This is a genomic window from Streptomyces sp. NPDC043854 (assembly GCF_056436005.1).
In genome coordinates, this window is sequence record NZ_JBWKDK010000005.1 from 215146 (window position 1) to 230300 (window position 15155).

26 protein-coding genes and 1 pseudogene are annotated in these 15155 nt (G+C 68.1%); 8 read left to right on the forward strand and 19 right to left on the reverse strand.

Going from position 1 to position 15155, the window contains the following annotated elements:
* Window positions 1-110: 110 nt before the first annotated feature.
* The 5 genes from AC068A_RS07360 to AC068A_RS07380 all read right to left on the reverse strand — a co-directional run bounded on the left by AC068A_RS07360 (window position 111) and on the right by AC068A_RS07380 (window position 2496).
* Complete coding sequence (locus AC068A_RS07360) at window positions 111-710, reverse strand: alkaline shock response membrane anchor protein AmaP (protein WP_478581962.1); 600 nt, start codon at window positions 708-710, stop codon at window positions 111-113.
* 43 nt (window positions 711-753) lie between these two features.
* Window positions 754-1353 (reverse strand): DUF6286 domain-containing protein, encoded by a 600-nt coding sequence (locus tag AC068A_RS07365; RefSeq protein ID WP_478581965.1) that lies wholly within the window; start codon window positions 1351-1353, stop codon window positions 754-756.
* A gap of 35 nt (window positions 1354-1388) precedes the next feature.
* Entirely contained in the window at window positions 1389-1553 is a 165-nt protein-coding gene (locus AC068A_RS07370) for a hypothetical protein (protein WP_478581967.1), read from the reverse strand.
* Between the two features lie 224 nt (window positions 1554-1777).
* On the reverse strand, window positions 1778-1957 hold the full coding sequence (locus AC068A_RS07375) for a hypothetical protein (protein ID WP_478581970.1): 180 nt from the start codon (window positions 1955-1957) through the stop codon (window positions 1778-1780).
* Between the two features lie 56 nt (window positions 1958-2013).
* Window positions 2014-2496 (reverse strand): Asp23/Gls24 family envelope stress response protein, encoded by a 483-nt coding sequence (locus AC068A_RS07380; protein WP_478581972.1) that lies wholly within the window; start codon window positions 2494-2496, stop codon window positions 2014-2016.
* Between the two features lie 263 nt (window positions 2497-2759).
* On the opposite strand from AC068A_RS07380, the gene AC068A_RS07385 reads away from it, so the two are divergent.
* The 3 genes from AC068A_RS07385 to AC068A_RS07395 are packed head-to-tail and all read left to right on the forward strand — an operon-like array spanning window position 2760 to window position 4323.
* Window positions 2760-3296: an RNA polymerase sigma factor gene (locus tag AC068A_RS07385; protein ID WP_478582129.1), complete on the forward strand. Its 537-nt coding sequence runs from the start codon at window positions 2760-2762 to the stop codon at window positions 3294-3296.
* Window positions 3287-3961 (forward strand): Asp23/Gls24 family envelope stress response protein, encoded by a 675-nt coding sequence (locus tag AC068A_RS07390; RefSeq protein WP_478581975.1) that lies wholly within the window; start codon window positions 3287-3289, stop codon window positions 3959-3961. The genes AC068A_RS07385 and AC068A_RS07390 overlap by 10 nt, the downstream gene beginning before the upstream one ends.
* Entirely contained in the window at window positions 3958-4323 is a 366-nt protein-coding gene (locus tag AC068A_RS07395; RefSeq protein ID WP_478581977.1) for an Asp23/Gls24 family envelope stress response protein, read from the forward strand. Before AC068A_RS07390 ends, AC068A_RS07395 begins: the two co-directional genes overlap by 4 nt.
* A 62-nt stretch (window positions 4324-4385) precedes the next feature.
* Here AC068A_RS07395 and AC068A_RS07400 read toward each other — a convergent pair whose 3' ends face one another.
* Together AC068A_RS07400 and AC068A_RS07405 are read right to left on the reverse strand one after the other, a co-directional pair.
* The gene (locus AC068A_RS07400; RefSeq protein ID WP_478581980.1) at window positions 4386-4826 is read right to left on the reverse strand and encodes a hypothetical protein; all 441 of its coding nucleotides are present in this window, start codon (window positions 4824-4826) and stop codon (window positions 4386-4388) included.
* 178 nt (window positions 4827-5004) lie between these two features.
* Window positions 5005-5178 carry a hypothetical protein gene (locus tag AC068A_RS07405; protein WP_478581982.1) on the reverse strand — a complete coding sequence of 58 codons (174 nt, stop codon included), beginning with the start codon at window positions 5176-5178 and terminating at the stop codon, window positions 5005-5007.
* Between the two features lie 448 nt (window positions 5179-5626).
* Here AC068A_RS07405 and AC068A_RS07410 point away from each other — a divergent pair, with 448 nt between their 5' ends.
* Window positions 5627-5956, forward strand: coding sequence for a hypothetical protein (locus tag AC068A_RS07410; protein WP_478582132.1), 330 nt, complete (start codon window positions 5627-5629; stop codon window positions 5954-5956).
* Between the two features lie 207 nt (window positions 5957-6163).
* Complete coding sequence (locus AC068A_RS07415; RefSeq protein ID WP_478581985.1) at window positions 6164-6427, forward strand: GlsB/YeaQ/YmgE family stress response membrane protein; 264 nt, start codon at window positions 6164-6166, stop codon at window positions 6425-6427.
* 103 nt (window positions 6428-6530) lie between these two features.
* Here the strand turns inward: AC068A_RS07415 and AC068A_RS07420 are convergent, their stop codons facing one another.
* The 9 genes from AC068A_RS07420 to AC068A_RS07460 all read right to left on the reverse strand — a co-directional run bounded on the left by AC068A_RS07420 (window position 6531) and on the right by AC068A_RS07460 (window position 10928).
* Window positions 6531-6956 carry a hypothetical protein gene (locus AC068A_RS07420; RefSeq protein ID WP_478581987.1) on the reverse strand — a complete coding sequence of 142 codons (426 nt, stop codon included), beginning with the start codon at window positions 6954-6956 and terminating at the stop codon, window positions 6531-6533.
* 181 nt (window positions 6957-7137) lie between these two features.
* The gene (locus AC068A_RS07425; RefSeq protein WP_478581990.1) at window positions 7138-7530 is read right to left on the reverse strand and encodes a gas vesicle protein K; all 393 of its coding nucleotides are present in this window, start codon (window positions 7528-7530) and stop codon (window positions 7138-7140) included.
* Window positions 7527-7742, reverse strand: a complete 216-nt coding sequence (locus AC068A_RS07430; protein WP_478581992.1) for a gas vesicle protein — start codon at window positions 7740-7742, stop codon at window positions 7527-7529. Before AC068A_RS07430 ends, AC068A_RS07425 begins: the two co-directional genes overlap by 4 nt.
* On the reverse strand, window positions 7739-8596 hold the full coding sequence (locus AC068A_RS07435; RefSeq protein ID WP_478581994.1) for a GvpL/GvpF family gas vesicle protein: 858 nt from the start codon (window positions 8594-8596) through the stop codon (window positions 7739-7741). The genes AC068A_RS07430 and AC068A_RS07435 overlap by 4 nt, the downstream gene beginning before the upstream one ends.
* Window positions 8593-9024, reverse strand: a complete 432-nt coding sequence (locus tag AC068A_RS07440) for a gas vesicle protein (RefSeq protein WP_478581997.1) — start codon at window positions 9022-9024, stop codon at window positions 8593-8595. Before AC068A_RS07440 ends, AC068A_RS07435 begins: the two co-directional genes overlap by 4 nt.
* Before the next feature lie 18 nt (window positions 9025-9042).
* On the reverse strand, window positions 9043-9291 hold the full coding sequence (locus AC068A_RS07445; RefSeq protein WP_478582000.1) for a gas vesicle protein GvpG: 249 nt from the start codon (window positions 9289-9291) through the stop codon (window positions 9043-9045).
* Window positions 9292-9345: 54 nt separating this feature from the next.
* A complete protein-coding gene (locus AC068A_RS07450; protein WP_478582003.1) occupies window positions 9346-10056 on the reverse strand; it encodes a GvpL/GvpF family gas vesicle protein in 711 nt (236 codons plus the stop codon).
* 3 nt (window positions 10057-10059) lie between these two features.
* Complete coding sequence (locus AC068A_RS07455; protein WP_478582006.1) at window positions 10060-10518, reverse strand: gas vesicle structural protein GvpA; 459 nt, start codon at window positions 10516-10518, stop codon at window positions 10060-10062.
* A 29-nt stretch (window positions 10519-10547) separates the two neighbouring features.
* The gene (locus AC068A_RS07460) at window positions 10548-10928 is read right to left on the reverse strand and encodes a gas vesicle protein GvpO (RefSeq protein ID WP_478582009.1); all 381 of its coding nucleotides are present in this window, start codon (window positions 10926-10928) and stop codon (window positions 10548-10550) included.
* Window positions 10929-11180: 252 nt separating this feature from the next.
* Here AC068A_RS07460 and AC068A_RS07465 point away from each other — a divergent pair, with 252 nt between their 5' ends.
* Window positions 11181-12095 (forward strand): histone protein, encoded by a 915-nt coding sequence (locus AC068A_RS07465; RefSeq protein WP_478582012.1) that lies wholly within the window; start codon window positions 11181-11183, stop codon window positions 12093-12095.
* Between the two features lie 3 nt (window positions 12096-12098).
* Window positions 12099-13142, forward strand: coding sequence for an SRPBCC family protein (locus tag AC068A_RS07470; protein ID WP_478582014.1), 1044 nt, complete (start codon window positions 12099-12101; stop codon window positions 13140-13142).
* Window positions 13143-13300: 158 nt separating this feature from the next.
* Here the strand turns inward: AC068A_RS07470 and AC068A_RS07475 are convergent, their stop codons facing one another.
* On the reverse strand, window positions 13301-13474 hold the full coding sequence (locus AC068A_RS07475) for a CsbD family protein (protein WP_478582017.1): 174 nt from the start codon (window positions 13472-13474) through the stop codon (window positions 13301-13303).
* 91 nt (window positions 13475-13565) lie between these two features.
* Window positions 13566-13751 (reverse strand): annotated as a pseudogene (locus tag AC068A_RS07480) (hypothetical protein); the annotation flags it as partial.
* 201 nt (window positions 13752-13952) lie between these two features.
* Between AC068A_RS07480 and AC068A_RS07485 the strand changes: the two are divergent.
* Window positions 13953-14213: a hypothetical protein gene (locus tag AC068A_RS07485; RefSeq protein WP_478582020.1), complete on the forward strand. Its 261-nt coding sequence runs from the start codon at window positions 13953-13955 to the stop codon at window positions 14211-14213.
* A 247-nt stretch (window positions 14214-14460) separates the two neighbouring features.
* Here AC068A_RS07485 and AC068A_RS07490 read toward each other — a convergent pair whose 3' ends face one another.
* Window positions 14461-15063, reverse strand: coding sequence for an HD domain-containing protein (locus tag AC068A_RS07490; RefSeq protein ID WP_478582022.1), 603 nt, complete (start codon window positions 15061-15063; stop codon window positions 14461-14463).
* Window positions 15064-15155 lie beyond the last annotated feature (92 nt).

The window sequence follows — 15155 nt, forward strand, 5'->3', positions numbered from 1 at the left end:
GGACCAGCAGCGTCCGAAGCGCCGGGCAGCCGCAGCTCTTCTCCTCGGCCAGCCCCGTTGCCTGTCGAGAAGGGTGGGGAGCGGCGGGGAGGCTGTCCCGGCAAGGGGCCTTACTGGGCGCGGTGGGCTTTGTGCGGGGTCACCCGAAGCTGCGCATTCGCAGGGAGTCGGGTCCGGCCGGTTGACTGGCGGGCGCGTTCCAGCGGACCGTCGCACAGCGCCTGGAGGACGGGACGGGGCTCGCTGTCGGGGGTAATGGTGAGGTTGAGGTGGGCTCTTGGATGAGTGGGGGAGCCGTCGATCCGTGCCCGGGCTCGGTGGACGCCGGGTTGTTGCCGGGCGTCGGCGGCCAGTACCTCGCTGAGTGCCCCTTCGCGCAGTTCCACGCCGTGCAGGTCGGGCGGTCCCTCGACAGGTATGCGGCCTGGGTGAGTGCGGCGGAGTTGCGCCAGCAGCCACCACAGGGCGAGCAGGGCGATGATGGCCAGGGCGGCGATGACCGCGGGCCACCACCATCCTTCGTCCGTCCAGCGAGTGCGGTCGACGTCGTCGAGGAGGACGTGTCCGGGAGTGGTCAGGGGCCAGCCGTCGGGTGGCGTCAGGTGCCAGCGCCGGTACAGGTCGAAGCCGCCTGCCAGAGTCAGGATGCCTGTGCCGAGCAGGACCATGCCTGTCACGGCCAGCAGGACTCGGTTGATTGCGGATTTCATGGGAGCCGTTACCTGTCTCTCGCTCTCCGGTAGGCAAGACGAGTCACTTTCGGCGTGCGCGAACCCGTACGGCGAGCGAAGGCGGGTGGGCGAGCGTGAGCCGGTCGAGTTCTTCCCGCAGAGCGGCCAAGAGATCGGCTTTGACCGCGGCCGGGTCACGGAAACGCACGTCCGCACGCGCACCGACGCGATGCCGGCCCAACCGGATCCTGGCGCCGCTGACGCCAGGGACGTGCATGGCGGCGTCCCGCAGGAGGAGAATCGCTGCCTGGCGATCCAACACGGCACGCACATGTTCGTCGGGGGTTGTGAGGGGCAACTGGTGACGCAGACCCGGCGTGACCGCCAAGATGATCAGCCAGAGGCCGAGGATGGCGATGACGAAGGCGCCGATCCGTATCCAGAGATCATCCAGCGGGCGTGTCGCCAGTTCGTCGGCGAGGCGCGTCCGCCAGGCGGCGGCCGACTGGCCGGCGCGGACCCTGGCGATGTCGTACAGGAGGATCCCGGTCGAAGCCGCGATGACCAGGGCTGTCAGCGCAGCGGGGATCCGGCGTGCAGACCACGGGCGACGCGTGGCGTGCGAGCCGCCGGGGTTCGGGCGGGTTGGAAGATGCTTCGTCAGCTGCTGGTTCCGATTCATGCCGACTCTCCTTCCCGGTGGGACTGCCGTCGGGCTCACTGCACACGTCGGTGTTCCAGCCCGCTGGAGGGGACCAGATGCTCAATGGCGAGGGTGACCTCGGTGATGCGCATTCCGGTCAATTGGGCTACTCGCTTGCTGACGTAGTTCTGCACCTGATGGGAGGCAGTGGCGAGGTTTGTGGGGTAGGGCAGGTCCACAGTCAGTCCCAGCCGCGCCGTCCCGCTGCGGACTGTGGCCGAGGCGTGCGGAGCAGTCGGCTTCACGTGAGGCGGCGGGGTAGGGGCGTGCTCGGCAAGGGCCTCTTGTGCGGCACGGACGGCGATACGTGCCACCACCTTTTCGGGTATCACTGTGGCGCCGCGTTCGGCCGCAGGTATGACGGGTGGGGGCGGGGGTGCTGCTGCCGCGGCAAGTTGCGAGGTCACCGCCTCTCCCGGTGACCCGTGAAGTCGGACATCTTCAGGTCGCCCTGCAGCATGCGGCCGGCCGCCAGGCCCAGCAGGCCCATGACCGCCACGAGCAGGAACGCCCAGAAGCCGCCGAAGAATGCGGCGAAACCCAGGGCTATGCCGACAAGCAGCCCTGCGGTTGCTGCGCTCATCTCACTCACCTGTTTTCACGTCGTCGTTGCTCCTGGCGAGGCAGTGGGCTGCGGGGTTACTGCACGCGGCCCTCGCCGCCCTCGTCCTCCTCGTCGGGAAGGTGGACGTCGTCGACGGTGATGTTCACTTCGACGACCTCCAGTCCGGTCATGCGTTCCACGGCCGTGATGACGCTGGTTCGGACGTCGGCGGCGAGGTCCGTGATGGCAACGCCGTACTCGACGACCACGTCGAGATCGATGGCCGCTTGCCGTTCGCCCACCTCGACCTTCACGCCTCGTGTCACGCTGGGACGGCCGCCGGGGACCTTGTCCGTTACCGCCCCGAGCGTGCGGGCCATGCCGGAGCCGAGGCTGTGGATGCCCGGAACCTCGCGGGTGGCCATCCCTGCGATCTTCTCGACCACGCTGTCGGAAATGGTGGTCCGACCTCGTGTCTCGGGGGCCACCCCGGCGCCGGTCCGTCCCTCAGCGCGCGAGTCCGCCCGTGTGCGGCTCTTGGAGGTTTCCCCCTCGGCGGGGTAGATGGTGTCCGACATGGAGACCTCCCAGGGGTGCTTGTCCTGGGCGCCGGTGTGGTGCCCAAAGCTTTAGACACACCCACGGGGCATTCGTCACCCGGCTCGCGACATACCATCGAAGAGTGCGTACGCAGCCGCGACGAACGACCGGCTTCGGCAGAAAGGCGAGCGGCGGAATGCGCAACCGGACCAGACCTCCGCCCCCGCCCGGCGCAGACCTCCTCCAGCGGGACCAGCAGCCGCGTGCCTACGCCGAAACCAGCAGCGATACGCCCAGTGACCTGGATGACACCGTGCTGGCTGTGCGGGCTTCGGAAGGGGATGAAGATGCTTTTGCCGTTCTGGTCCGCCGACACAGCAGTCGCCTGCTCGCCCTCGCCCAGCATCTGCTCGGGAACCGAGCAGATGCCGAGGATGCCGTTCAGGACGCCTTCCTCAGCGCCTGGCGGCGGCTCCCGGAATTCCGCCACGGCGCCTCATTCAGCACCTGGATGTACCGCATCGTCGCGAACCGCTGCCTCAACACCCTGCGCCGCCGACCCCGCCCGCTGCCCTTGGACAGCGTCCCCGAACCCGCTGCCGCGGATGCGGAGAGCTCACCGCCCCGAGTGGCTGAGTCGGATGCTGTAACAGCCGCCCTGGCGCGAGCGCTTTTGGAACTGCGGCCTGAGCTGCGCGTGTGCTGGGTCCTGCGGGAGCTGCACGGCCTGCACTACAACGAGATCGCACACGTGGTAGGCAGCAGCGAACAAACGGTGCGCGGCAGACTTTTTCGGGCACGGCGGGCTCTGATGGAGGCGATGCGACCATGGTGCTAGACAACCCGCACCCCTCCGGCGATGGTCCTGAGACCGTGGGTGGCACGAAGGCCCAATCACTCCCGCACTCCGACGCCGAGGTACTTGCCGGCGCGGAGCTGCTGCCTTGCGGACGCCCCCTCGGCCGAGCCTGGGAACAGGCCCGCGACCCGGTCGGCGCGGCAGACCCGCATACCGCCCACTGCCCCTACTGCCGTGAAGCTGTTGAGGGGCTGGTGGCCTTGGACCGGGCTACCCGTGCTCTGCGCGCCGAGGAACAGCCCGACAGCCACAGTCTCGTCAGCCGAGTCATCAACGCGGTCCGGGCCGAGGTACGGCTCGGCGCGATGCTGCTGCTGGATGATGCCGGTCACGACCTGCGCATCGCCGAGAGCGCGGCGGCGAAAGTGCTGCGCCAGGCCGCCGACAGCGTCCCCGGCATCCGCGCTGCTAGCTGCCGTCTGACTCCCGCCGATGAGAGCCGTTCCCATGTGGTGGCTCTCACGATCGCAGCGACGCTCGACCAGCCGTTGCCGGAGCGGGCCGAGGAAGTACGCCAGGCCGTCCTCCGCGCAGCTGACCACATGCTCGGTCTCGCCGTCACCGCCGTCGACGTCGAGATCAACGCCGCGCTGGAGCTGGCCCAGGTGCCCGGTAGCCAGCGGTCCGAGGAGAGCGAACGATGAGCGCAGCCCACCGCCAGGACATCCGTCGGGCCGCAGCCCGGGCAGCCCTCGGCGTTCCTGGTGTAGCCGCACTCCAGCCGGCGCTCGCCGACCGGCTGGCTCACGCAGCCTCCCGTGTGAAGCAGACCTTGACAGTCGAGGTGACGACCTCGCAGCCCGAGGCAGTCGGCATCCGTTGCGACCACACGCCGGAAGGCGGCTGGCACGTGGAAGTCCGTTGCATCCTGCACGCCGACCGCCGCGTAGTCGACGTCGCGCGGCAGGTACGCGACGACGTGCGGACCGCAGTCATCGCCTGTCTCGATGCAAATACCGCGAGGCGGCCCGTGGAGGTCCTGGTGACGGTCGCCCGCACCGTGTGACCTCTCCGGTCACCCGGTGCCGGAGCTCTCAGCTACAGCCACTCCCGCGCAGCGGGGGAACCTCACTCCACGATCGTGATCGGAAGCGCCCCGGTGTTCGGGGTGAAGGGCGCCGTGTCCGATGTGTTGCCCGCTGTCTGCTTCCAGACGCGAACGTACGCGGCCTTCCCCGCCCAGATTCCCAGGTCTGCGGTGTCGGCACTGTAGCCCTCCCAGGTCTTACCCCGGTCCTCGCCGTGGGGTGGCCAGGTTTCCGGCTTGGTCTCCCACACGGTGATGTTGGTGACCCAGCGCAGAATTTGGTGGAACGGGTTGTCGAGGTCAGCCGGCTCACTCGGGGCGCGTAGGGAGCCCAGTCTGAAAAGGCCCAGGTTGGCGAGTGAGTATGCCACTGCCGCCGCGCCCTCGTCCCCGTTGTCGGGCGGCACCGTGACAGCGGGCCCCTCGTAGTACGTCGCACCGTACAGCGTGGCTTTGGGCATCGGGTCGGCATGCTCTGCCATGACTCCCTCCTGTACTGTCCGGCCGCCCGTGCACACTTCGACCGCCGCCGCGGGGAGCAGGCACCCCCAGCGGCGGACCCGCGTGGATCACGCGGTCTTCCCGTGCCCTTTGCGGAGCCTGCTCCTCAGAGCGGATGCATTCGCGCCTTAGTGCAAAGAATGCGCGGGACGCCTCGATTCAGGGCGTGAAACTGTCCTTTCCCTTTTCCTTGACCTGCCGGGCCTTGCCGCGGGCCTCCAGCGCTGCACCCTTGGCCTCAGTTGTCCTGTTGCCCAGAGCGTGCGCCGCTATCCTCACGGTCTTCCCGGCAACCTGTTCGGCCTTGGCCTTGATCTTCTCGCTGGCACTCATGTCCATCCCTTCTCCACACAGGCCTCTACCCGGGAAACGGAGAAACGAACGGGCCGGCACATACGTGCTCCTCAGCATGGGGGCGGCGGGAAGCAGGGGGCCGGGGTTGAGGTCTTCGATGCCCGGCTCACGTTCAGACAGATGCTTGCAGTGTCCATCGTCTTGGAGCGGGCAGGAGATATTCGTGAAGCTCACTTCGAGGCGGCACGGACACAAGGGGAGCAGGCGTCGGGCGCTCGCTCGCTACGGGCCTGGGGCTGTCACCTGCCGGATCTGCAAGCGACTGACAGCGTGGGGTTTGCGACTGATGGCATGGGGCGTGCGACGGGCGGTTCGGCGTGTGCTGCGTGCCGTCCTTCCCGGCATTTTGGCCTGGGAAGTGCGGGACGCGGCATAGTGCTGGTGCGACCACCGAACGCGATGACTCAGGCGGCACGACTTCGACGAACTGCTCGCCGCTCATGCCGGCGCCGCCGGAGCTCGCCCGCGGACCCGGGTGAAGGTGGCAGCCCCGCTGACCGACCGGACGGGACATGTCACCGGGGTGGCTGCTTCTCGCGGGCCGGACCAGCAACCGGTTCGCTACCGGGCGCCGCTGATCGTCGCTGCCGACGGTGCCTCCGCGCGGATCGCGGTGGCCTTGGGACTCAAACGCGATGCGGGCCGCCCGGTCGCGGCGGCGGCGCCGCCTTTACCGCAGCGAGGCCCGCATCCACGACCCCCAAAAAGATTTGCCGTCGCAATCGTTTGGAATGCGGCCCCAGGGACATACGTGTGATTGGCTGGGGTACGAGCTGCCCTCCGGCGGGCCGTATGCACGGCCCGCCGGAGTAATCTTCCATGATGGGCAAGGAGACCCCGGCTGCGAAGGGCGGCGCTCTGGAAGCCCGGGGCAAGGCCCGGCAGGTCAAGGACAGGGCAAGGACGCCTTCGGTTGACCTGAGCCGCATAACACCGGCTTTACATGACGAGGCAAGAAGGCACCATGGGCATAATTGCTTGGCTCCTTATCGGGCTGCTCGCGGGCATCATCGCCAAAATGCTGATGCCCGGAAAGGATCCGGGCGGCATCATCATCACCATGCTCATCGGCATCGCGGGCGCACTGCTCGGCGGATGGCTCGGCAAGGTGATCTTCGGCGTCGAATCCGTCGACGGCTTCTTTGAGCTCTCTACATGGATCGCCGCCATCGTGGGTTCCCTCGTCCTCCTCGCCGCCTTCCGCCTATTCAGGCGCGCAACGCGGTGACCGGGGCCAACTATAAGAAACGGCTTCGCATCCTGTGCGGGCGAGGCCGTTTCGCCTGTCTTCGCGCCTGTCTCGTGCCCTGCGCGGGGAGAGCCTCCCTTCCTTACCGGTTCCGTCGGCAGTGGCGCAGGAGGAAATAGACGAGGAGGGCTGCGCCCACGGAAAGCAGTGGAGTCCACTTGGACCGTGCCCTGCGGGCAGCCTGAGCAGCCCGTTCCCGGACGGCCTCGGGGGTCTTGTCCGCTGCGAGGTGTCTGGCCTGCACTGCCGTGTTGTGGACGTGCGCAGCCGTCTGGCTTGCAGTGTGCAGGAGTGGCTCGGGTGTCTTGTTCTTGGCCAGCTGAGTCGCCTGGCCTGCCTTCTCGCGGACCTGGGCCGTTGTCTGTTTGGCCCTGGCAATGGCGTGTTCCTTGAGTTCCTTGATCTCGGCAGTCTTCTCTTTGGCCTTGGCCTCGCCGTGGGGGTGCTCCACTTCCTGCGGCTCTTCCGGAGTGGATGGGGTCTCGTTGCCGTCGCCTTGACTGGTCATCGGTGTGCCTTTCTCTTTTGACGTACCTCGGACACGCCGCCGACCGGGCGGCGAGCGAGATTTGAAGAGGCCCCGTTGTGATGATTACGCGGTGACCGGCTGGATGCTCGGCGCCGAGCTGGTGCTGTCCGCCAGTCGGACGCAGGCCGGTCCACCATGCCGGCGGGCAGCGCAGCGCAGCTCAGGGCGGAAGGAGAGGGCCCAGTGGGCCGAGGTCGAGGTTGAGGTCCTCCAGGGCGTATCCGTGCTCGGCGCACAGGTCGGTCATGCGGTCGTGGAGGGCCAGGAGCGTGGCTCCGAGTTCTTCTTCCTGCTCGTCGGTGAGGTCGCCTGCGTCGACGCGGCGCAGGGCCTGACGTTCGATGAGCTGGCGCAGGAGCTCGACGAGGGTGAGGACGAGCTTGAGGAGGTCTTCGCCGACGGTGTCGGGATCGGTGTGGATCCGGCGGGCCGGGGGCCGCGGTTCGCCGGGGGCGGCGGGGGGCGCTTGAAGGAGTCGGAAGGCATTGGCCATGGTGTCGCTGATGGCGTTGAGGTCCGGAGGCTGCGGTTGTGCAGGGAGGGCGGCGTTCATGGCTGCTCGCCGCCGCGGGTGGAGGTGCTGCTGCCGGGGGTGGTGACGGAGGTGATGAGGGCGCGGAGGGAAATGCGTACGAGGTCGATGTCTGCGATGGACAAGACGATGTCGCCGGTGATGACGACGCCACCGGCCAGGAGTCGGTCGAGGAGGTCCACGAGGGCGACCTGTCGGCCCGGCAGGGGTTCGTCTCGTCCGGTGAGAGTCATGTTCGTGCGCCAGGGATGTGGTCCGCCGTCGTACTGGGCTCGGCGGGCTGGGGTGGCGGCATGGCGAAGGAGTAGGGCGCCCAGGGGCCGGTCACTTCGATGTGGATGCCTGGCAGGTTCTCGCCTGAGTGCTGGATGGCGGTGCGGAAGGCATCGGCTTGGTCGTCGCGGACGAGGTAGGCGTCGTTGAGGACGTTTTCGCCGGTCTCGCTGCGGGTCAGGGGTCCCGTTTGTGTGGGGTGCCGTACGACGTGGGTGGCGTGCTGGGCTGCTGTGGCCGCGATTCGTTCGGCTGCTTCCGTGGCTTGCCGGTAATGGTCCTCGTGGGCGTGGTGCTGGGCCTTGCGGGCTCGGAGGTATGCCTTGCCGGGGCTGGCCGGCGCCGGCGCGGCGGGTGCGGTGTCAGGGGCTGGGGGACTGTCCGGGCGGATGTACACCTTGACGCCGTACTCGGCATGGCCGGTGAGGGCGGACAGTCTGCCGGCGAAGTCGTGCTGTTGGTCGCGCAGGGCTGCCAGTGCCCGGTCGGTGTCCTGGTAGAGGGTGGCCATCCGCAAGGGCAGGACGGTGGTGTGGTCCGCGAGGGCCTGGATGACGTGGTGGTGGGCCCTGGCCGTGCTCTCCAGCCAGGCGAGGTCTTCGAAGTGTGTTTTGAGCGCTTCCTCGCGCCACTCGGTGTCCGGGACCTGGCTGGTGACGAATACGGGGCGCTGAGTGTCGAGACCCTTGGCGGAGGGCGCCAGCAGGGCGACCGGGGCATCGGCGACACCGTGGAGGCCGGCCACGACCCCGCCGAGCTCCGGGGTAGGTGCGGCTACGGCGTAGACGTAGGTGAGGGTCGGCTCCGGGATCATGGGGCGGGCCTCTTCCTCGGGGTGGCGCGGGGCCGACGTTCCTCTTCCCGTGCCAGGTCCTGGTCGGCGACTTCGGATGGAAATGCATCCAGGCGATCGCGACGCAGTGCCTCCAGCTCGGCGCGCAGGCGGCGGTTCTCTTCCGCGAGCGGGTGCCCGCTGTGACGGGAGGAGAGCGCAGGGTCGTACTCCCACCAGTCGATGCCCATCTCCTTGGCCTTGTCCACCGAGGCGATGAGTATCCGCAGTTTGATGGTCAGCAACTCGATGTCGAGAAGGTTGATGCGGATGTCGCCGGCGATGACGATGCCCTTGTCCAGGACACGCTCAAGGATGTCGGCCAGGCTGGCCGAGGAAGTCGGCGGATAGGACATCGGCGTCGCCCGGGACGGCAGAGGGCCCAGCCGGTTGGCAAGTGGGTCAGTCACGGTCCCCGACCTCCCTGGTCACTGCAGGCCCTGCCGGTATTGCATGATCTCGTCGAGGCGGTCGAGGAGTACGTCCTCGGTGCGGTCGAAGGTGGCTTGATCGATCTCGCCGCGCTGAAGCCGGCCTTCGAGGTCGGCCAGTGCGGCCCAGACGGGGGCGGGGTCGTAGTACTCCTCGTTGGCCTTGTCCACGACCCGCTGCGCTACCCACACCACGGCCCGCACGGGCGCCAGTGGCGCAGTCACCAGGCTGGTCAGCAGCCCCATGGCTCCTCCTGACGTTTCCCGGGCCGGGCCGCCGGCTGTCGGCGGGCCCGAGCACTACACAAAGCTGTAGGGGGGCAGCGGCCCCGTGAAGCGGAAGTCGATGCCGTCGACCTGCCGGGCGAGGCTGGCCTCGGCCCCGAGGAAGGTGTCCTTCTGGTCGTCGGGGATCAGAAGGGAGAGGTTGAGGATGTCGCCGTTGGCCGGAGCCCGGACGCTGTGGTCGCGGGCGAAGGGGATGAGGGCTTGCACCAGACCGGCGGCCAGTACCTCCTGTCTCTCCCGTACCTCGGCGGCGACCAGTTCCCCGAGCTGCAGGGGCAGCCGGGGGTCGGGGTCGCCGGCTCGGATCTGGTCGTTGAGCTGCCGCGCCGGGGGAGAGTCGCTGAGGATCTCTCGCAGGAGCGCCTCTTCGTCCTGAGACGCCCTGATGTGGTACTCGGCGCAGCCTTGGAGCCTCTCCAGAGCGTCCCGGTAGGCGTCCGCCCGCTGCTGGAGGGCCTCGGTGACCGCCAGGTCGTCGGGTGCGATGTATCCGAACTGCAAGGGGAGGATCGTTCCGTCGTCCATAAGGCGCTCTTGGACCCCCTGGTGCGCTTCCAGGTCCCGGCGTTTGGGCCGGATCTCCTCGTCGATGTCGCTGACGACTGCGCGCAGCGGTCCGGCGGTGATGGTGCGAAGCGGCGCGGGGTTTGTTCCGACGCCGGTCAGCCCGTCCAGACGGCAGGGGTGGGTGGCAGCGGTGATCGAGTACACGTAGAGAGCCATCGCTCACTGCCTCTCGTGCCGTACGGGGCGGCGGGCGGGCCGGCGACGACGAGGGGTTTCTTCCTCTACAGCTTCTTCCTCCGGCTCTTCTTCCTGGTCGGACCCGCCGGTCAGGGACTGGGTCACGGCCTCCACGGCCCCGCTGAGTGCGCCCTTGCTCTTGCCGCGGGCCCCGCTCTCGACCGCGTTGCCGACGACGTCGGTCAGCTGCGCTGGGGCTTTGCGGCCGGCTTCCAGGTCGAGCCGGTTGCATGCTTCGGCGAAGCGCAGGTAGGTGTCGACGCTGGCCACCACGATACGGGCGTCGATCTTTAGCAGTTCGATCCCGACCAGGGAGACGCGGACGAACACGTCGATGACGAGACCGCGGTCAAGGATCAGTTCCAGGACGTCGTAGAGGCTGCTCGTGTCTCTGCCTGCGCTTCTGCTGAGGCTGCTTCCGCCTTGCGGCACCACAGTCATGGCCGCTTCCCTTCAGGGTGGCCGACCCGTCAGGCCGGCCGGTCGATCATGCCCCGGCTGTACCGCCGGGTCCGCTCGTAGGAGATCAACTCGCCTTCCTCGTCCATCGTGACCTTGTAGCTGGCAAGGATGCTGGTGGTGTCGGGGATGCGTTCGAGCTCCAGCACCTCGACATGGGCCTCCCAGCCGTCCTCGGTGGGCCGGAGGGACGACACCGACTCGGGAGGGCGTCCCAGCAGCTGTGAGAGCTGTTCGGCCGCCAAGCGCATGGCCGCGGCCGCGCCGGTGACGCCACGGCGCGCGGGCGCCTTGCGAGCCGGAGCCTTGCGGCCGGACCTGCTGGCCTGTGCTTCCGGGTCGCCGCCGTCGTCCGGGGAACGCCGACGGCGTGCCGGCTCTGCTGCGGCCATCGGCCACTCCCCTCGGGCCACTCCCCCCGCACACCGCCCGTAGGCCTGCCCGCTCATGCTGGGAGCAAACAGCATTGATCCCAAAAACCTAGATTTTCATCGCATACGAGGCATATCTGGCGCCAGGGAGAGCAGCCGCCTCTATGACCGTGCGAGCTGTGTGCCCCGCCGCCCAAGCAGGCGTCCGCGGCGGCACTTGGGCCTGCAAAGGCGGTGACGGCCCGCACCAACCTGGTGAAAGGGAAATCGCTCATGGACGACACGACCAAGATCGCCTTGGCGGCCGCCATCGTCGGAGGCTACGTACTGGGACGGGCGAAAAAGGGGCGCCTGGCCTTCACGCTGGCGTCATACGCCGTCGGCCGCCGCCTCGGCATCGACCCGCGAGAGCTCGCCATGCAAGGCGTGAAGAAGCTCGGCGAGATGCCGCAGGTCGCCGAGCTCAGCGAGCAGATCCGGGGTGAGGCCCTGGACGCCGGCCGAAAGGCAATAGCGGCGACCGCGAACCGCGGGCTGTCCCAGCTCGCCGACTCGCTCCACGACCGCACCCTTGCCCTCACCCGTGGCCATGACGAGGCCGCCGAGGAGGAGTACGACGAGGCAGAAGAGGGCTACGAAGAGGAAGAAGAGCCCTACGAAGAGGCCGAGGAGGAGGAAGAGCAGGAGCCGGAGGAGGAAGAGGCGGAAGAAGAAGAGGAGCCCGAGGAAGAAGAGGAGCCCGAGGAGGAAGAGCAGGCACCGCCGGCTCGCCGTCGGCCCGCCCGCCGCGCCTCCACCGCCCGCCCGACCAAGAGGGCACCGCGCAGCGCACCGGCACGCAAGGCACCCGCCAAGAAGGCCCCGGCCAAGAAGGCCGCTCCCGCGAAGAAGGCCGCTCCCGCCAGGAAGGCCGCCCCGGCGAAGAAAGCCCCCCCTGCGAAGAAGGCCTCGACCGAGGCCGCTGCGAAGCGGAGCCCGGCCAAGAAGGCAGCTGGCGGTAAGAAGGCAAAGGCGGCTCCCTCCTCCACGACCCGCCGGGCCCCGGCCAAGAAGGCAGCAGCCAAGCCGACCGCGAAGAAGACCGCAGCGAAGAAGAGCGCAGCGGCCCGGCCGGCGTCCAAGAGCACCGGAAAGAAGACCGCAGCGACAAGGAAGACGGCCAGTCGCAAGCCGACCGGGCGGAGGTGAACCATGGCCACCACACAGCGTGGCGCCAGGAGCGCCCAGTCCGGTCTTGACAAACTGCTGGACGAAGTCGCCGCCTATCTCTCCGTCCAGGCCGAACAACTGGCGGACAAGGCCGTGGACAAAGTCGGCGACCTCACCGACAGCCTCTACGACGTCGCGGAGAACGGCGGCGATCTGGCCGGCATCGGAGGCCGGCTCCTGCAGGGCGACTCCCCCGTCAAAGCCGTTCTCGGACAGGCACTCGGCGGCCTCAAGGACAAAGTCAGTGACGCGGGTGCCGGCCTGCTCGGCGGCAAGGGCAAGGGCCGCAAAGGCGGCGCCAAAGCCATCAACATTATCGAGTCGCTCGACGTTGGAGTACCGCTGCGCACTGCCTACGACCACTGGACCCAGTACGAGAACTTCAGCAGCTTCGCCAAGGGGGTACGCAGCGTCTCCCAGAGTGATGACACGACCACCGACTGGAAGGTCAAGGTCGGCCCCTCCACCCGCAGCTGGAAAGCCACCATCGAAGAACAGATCCCCGACGAGAGGATCATCTGGACGTCCGAGGGGCCCAAGGGAACCACACGCGGCTGCGTGAGCTTCCACGAACTCGCTCCCTCGCTGACCCGGATCCTCCTGGTCGTGGAGTACTACCCCACCGGGCTGTTCGAGAAGACCGGAAACCTGTGGCGGGCACAAGGCCGACGCATGCGCCTGGATCTGAAGAACTTCGACCGCTACGTCAGCCTCTCCAGCGAAGAGCCCGACGGCTGGCGCGGGGAGATCCAGGACGGCGAAGTCGTCCTCACCCACGAAGAAGCTCTTGAGGAGGAAGAGGCCGCAGCCGAAGAACCGGCCGAGGAAGAAGACACCGAAGAGGAAGAGGAACAGGAGGAGGACTACCCCGAAGACGAGGAAGAGGAACAGGAGGAGGGCTACCCCGAAGACGAGGAAGAGACCCCCGAGGACGAGGAGGAGGAATACGAGCAGGTCGAGGGCGAATACGAAGACGAGGACGAAGACGAGGACGAAGAGCCACGGCGCCGAGGACGTCGGCGCTGAGGCTCACGGGATCGTCCCCGTCAGTGTGGCTGTGCTCCCTGTGGTTTTGCACGGCCACACTGCCCTGTCCACGCGACGCTCCGAGGACGCCCGAGGCAGCGGCTGTCACACAGTGAAGCCGGCGGCAATGCCGCCGGCCTCATCTGTTTTCGGCGCGGTCAGTGCTTGAGGGTGTCCTTCGCCTTCTGAGCCGTCTGCTTGGCATCTCCTGCTACCTGCTCGGCGCGGCCCTTCGCCTCCAAGGTCTCGTTGCCGACCGCCTTGCCGGTGACCTCCTTGGTCTTTCCCTTGACGTTCTTGCCGATGTTCTTGGCCTTCTTCCCTGCAGCCATCCCAGCCACCTCCAGAACAACGCGCTAACCACCTCAATAGTGACATGTAGCCCGATATCGAGACGAAAGCTGCCAGCGGCCAGGGCCCTGGCGGCCCGGCGAGGTCATGGATGGTGATCCCCGCCTCCGCCGCGACCAACAGCACGTCCGTCATCGACGCCGCCCTGTCGACGAACTCTCCGTCGACCTCGACGATGCGGAACGGCGGGTTGCCCGGTTGAACGCCCAGGACGGTGATACGCGCCGGGGAGATGTGGGGTGCCGAGCCTTCGGTCATGCTCGGACGGTTCCACGCCGTGACGGATGAGGGGCGCGGCGACACGGTGCGGGCACCGATCGGCAGCGGTCCGAGAGCTGGACTGGGCAGGTGCGCTGCGGTGCGCAATCGCTGCTCCAGCTCCCTCCTCGCCTTCTGTTGGTCGACGCCGCCGCTAAGACGCTCAGCCCAGGCCGTGCCGCGCTGTGGAACGGACTCGCAGTGCTGTTGTTCACCGTCCTGCTGCCCGACCGGGTCACCGCCGGCCAAGGCTGGATCGCCACGCGCGGACTGCTCCGCGGGAGGCTGTCGCGAACCGACTGCCTGGTCCACGTGCGCTGGCCGAGCGGGGGCGCCGGGCGGCTGGTGCTCCAGGACGGTACGGCGCAGCGCTCTGGCACCCGACTGTACCTACACCTCACGCAGCCGTATCAGCTCAATTCGGAGGGCCTGCCCCTCATCACCTCGCCGCCACGACGTTGATCTCCAGCAGAGTCTCCGGCAACACCGCAGTCAATGACGGGGGCGGCATCTACAACGAGACAGTGGCCACAGCACGGCTCGTCTTCAGTACGGTCACCAAGAATCAGCCCAACAACTGCTGCGCTGGTCAGTACGTCCTTGGTCCGAGCACAGATTCAGCCGAAGGCCGTGCCCACGTCCGGCAAATCCCCAACCGGGCGATCAAGTACGGGATCCAGTTCGAAGCCGGGGCACGCCGTAGCGCGTTTCAGAGGTGGATCGGGAAGGACGCCTGGAAGGCGAGCCGGTGGCCCGCATCGGTCCCGATCCGGGTCAGCAGGTCGTCGAGGGCCAGGTACTCCTCCCAGTGCTCCCGCCCGCAGGCCTCGGCCAGGCGCGCGACGAGCCGGTCCTCCAGGTCAGGCACGCGTTTGTCCTTCCACACCTTGTCGGCCGTGCTGACCAGTAGGTCCTCCACCGTCACGGCGGGATCCGCCCATCTTGCGTGTCCGCCGGCGAACCGGGCCAGGGCCGGCGGGAAGCCGTGGGCGAGGAGCAGGACACGGCCGGCCTCCTCGTGCGCGGAGCCCGGGCCGGACAGCTCCTCGGGGTGCAGGACCTTGCCGATGTCGTGAGTTGCCGCACCGAAGAGGACCGCGTCACCGTCCACGGGCAGGTCTGGGCAGCGGTTGCATACCCAGTGGACGAGTTCGGCTGCCACGTCGTGGACGGCGCGCAGGTGGGCCGCGAGCCGCGGCGGGGCGGCCAGGGATCGCAGAAGTTCTGCCACCGCAGGCGGCAGCGGCCGGAGTGTCGGCTCGGCCTTCATGTCGAGGGCGCGGGAGAGGTAGTTCGTGTGGGCCGAGTTCATCCGGTGACGGTACGTCGGCCTGGTCGTGGTGTCATGCGCCGCGGGAGGAGGTGCCAGCAGGACCGCTGGACCAAGCGCCGGCCGGGGGTGGC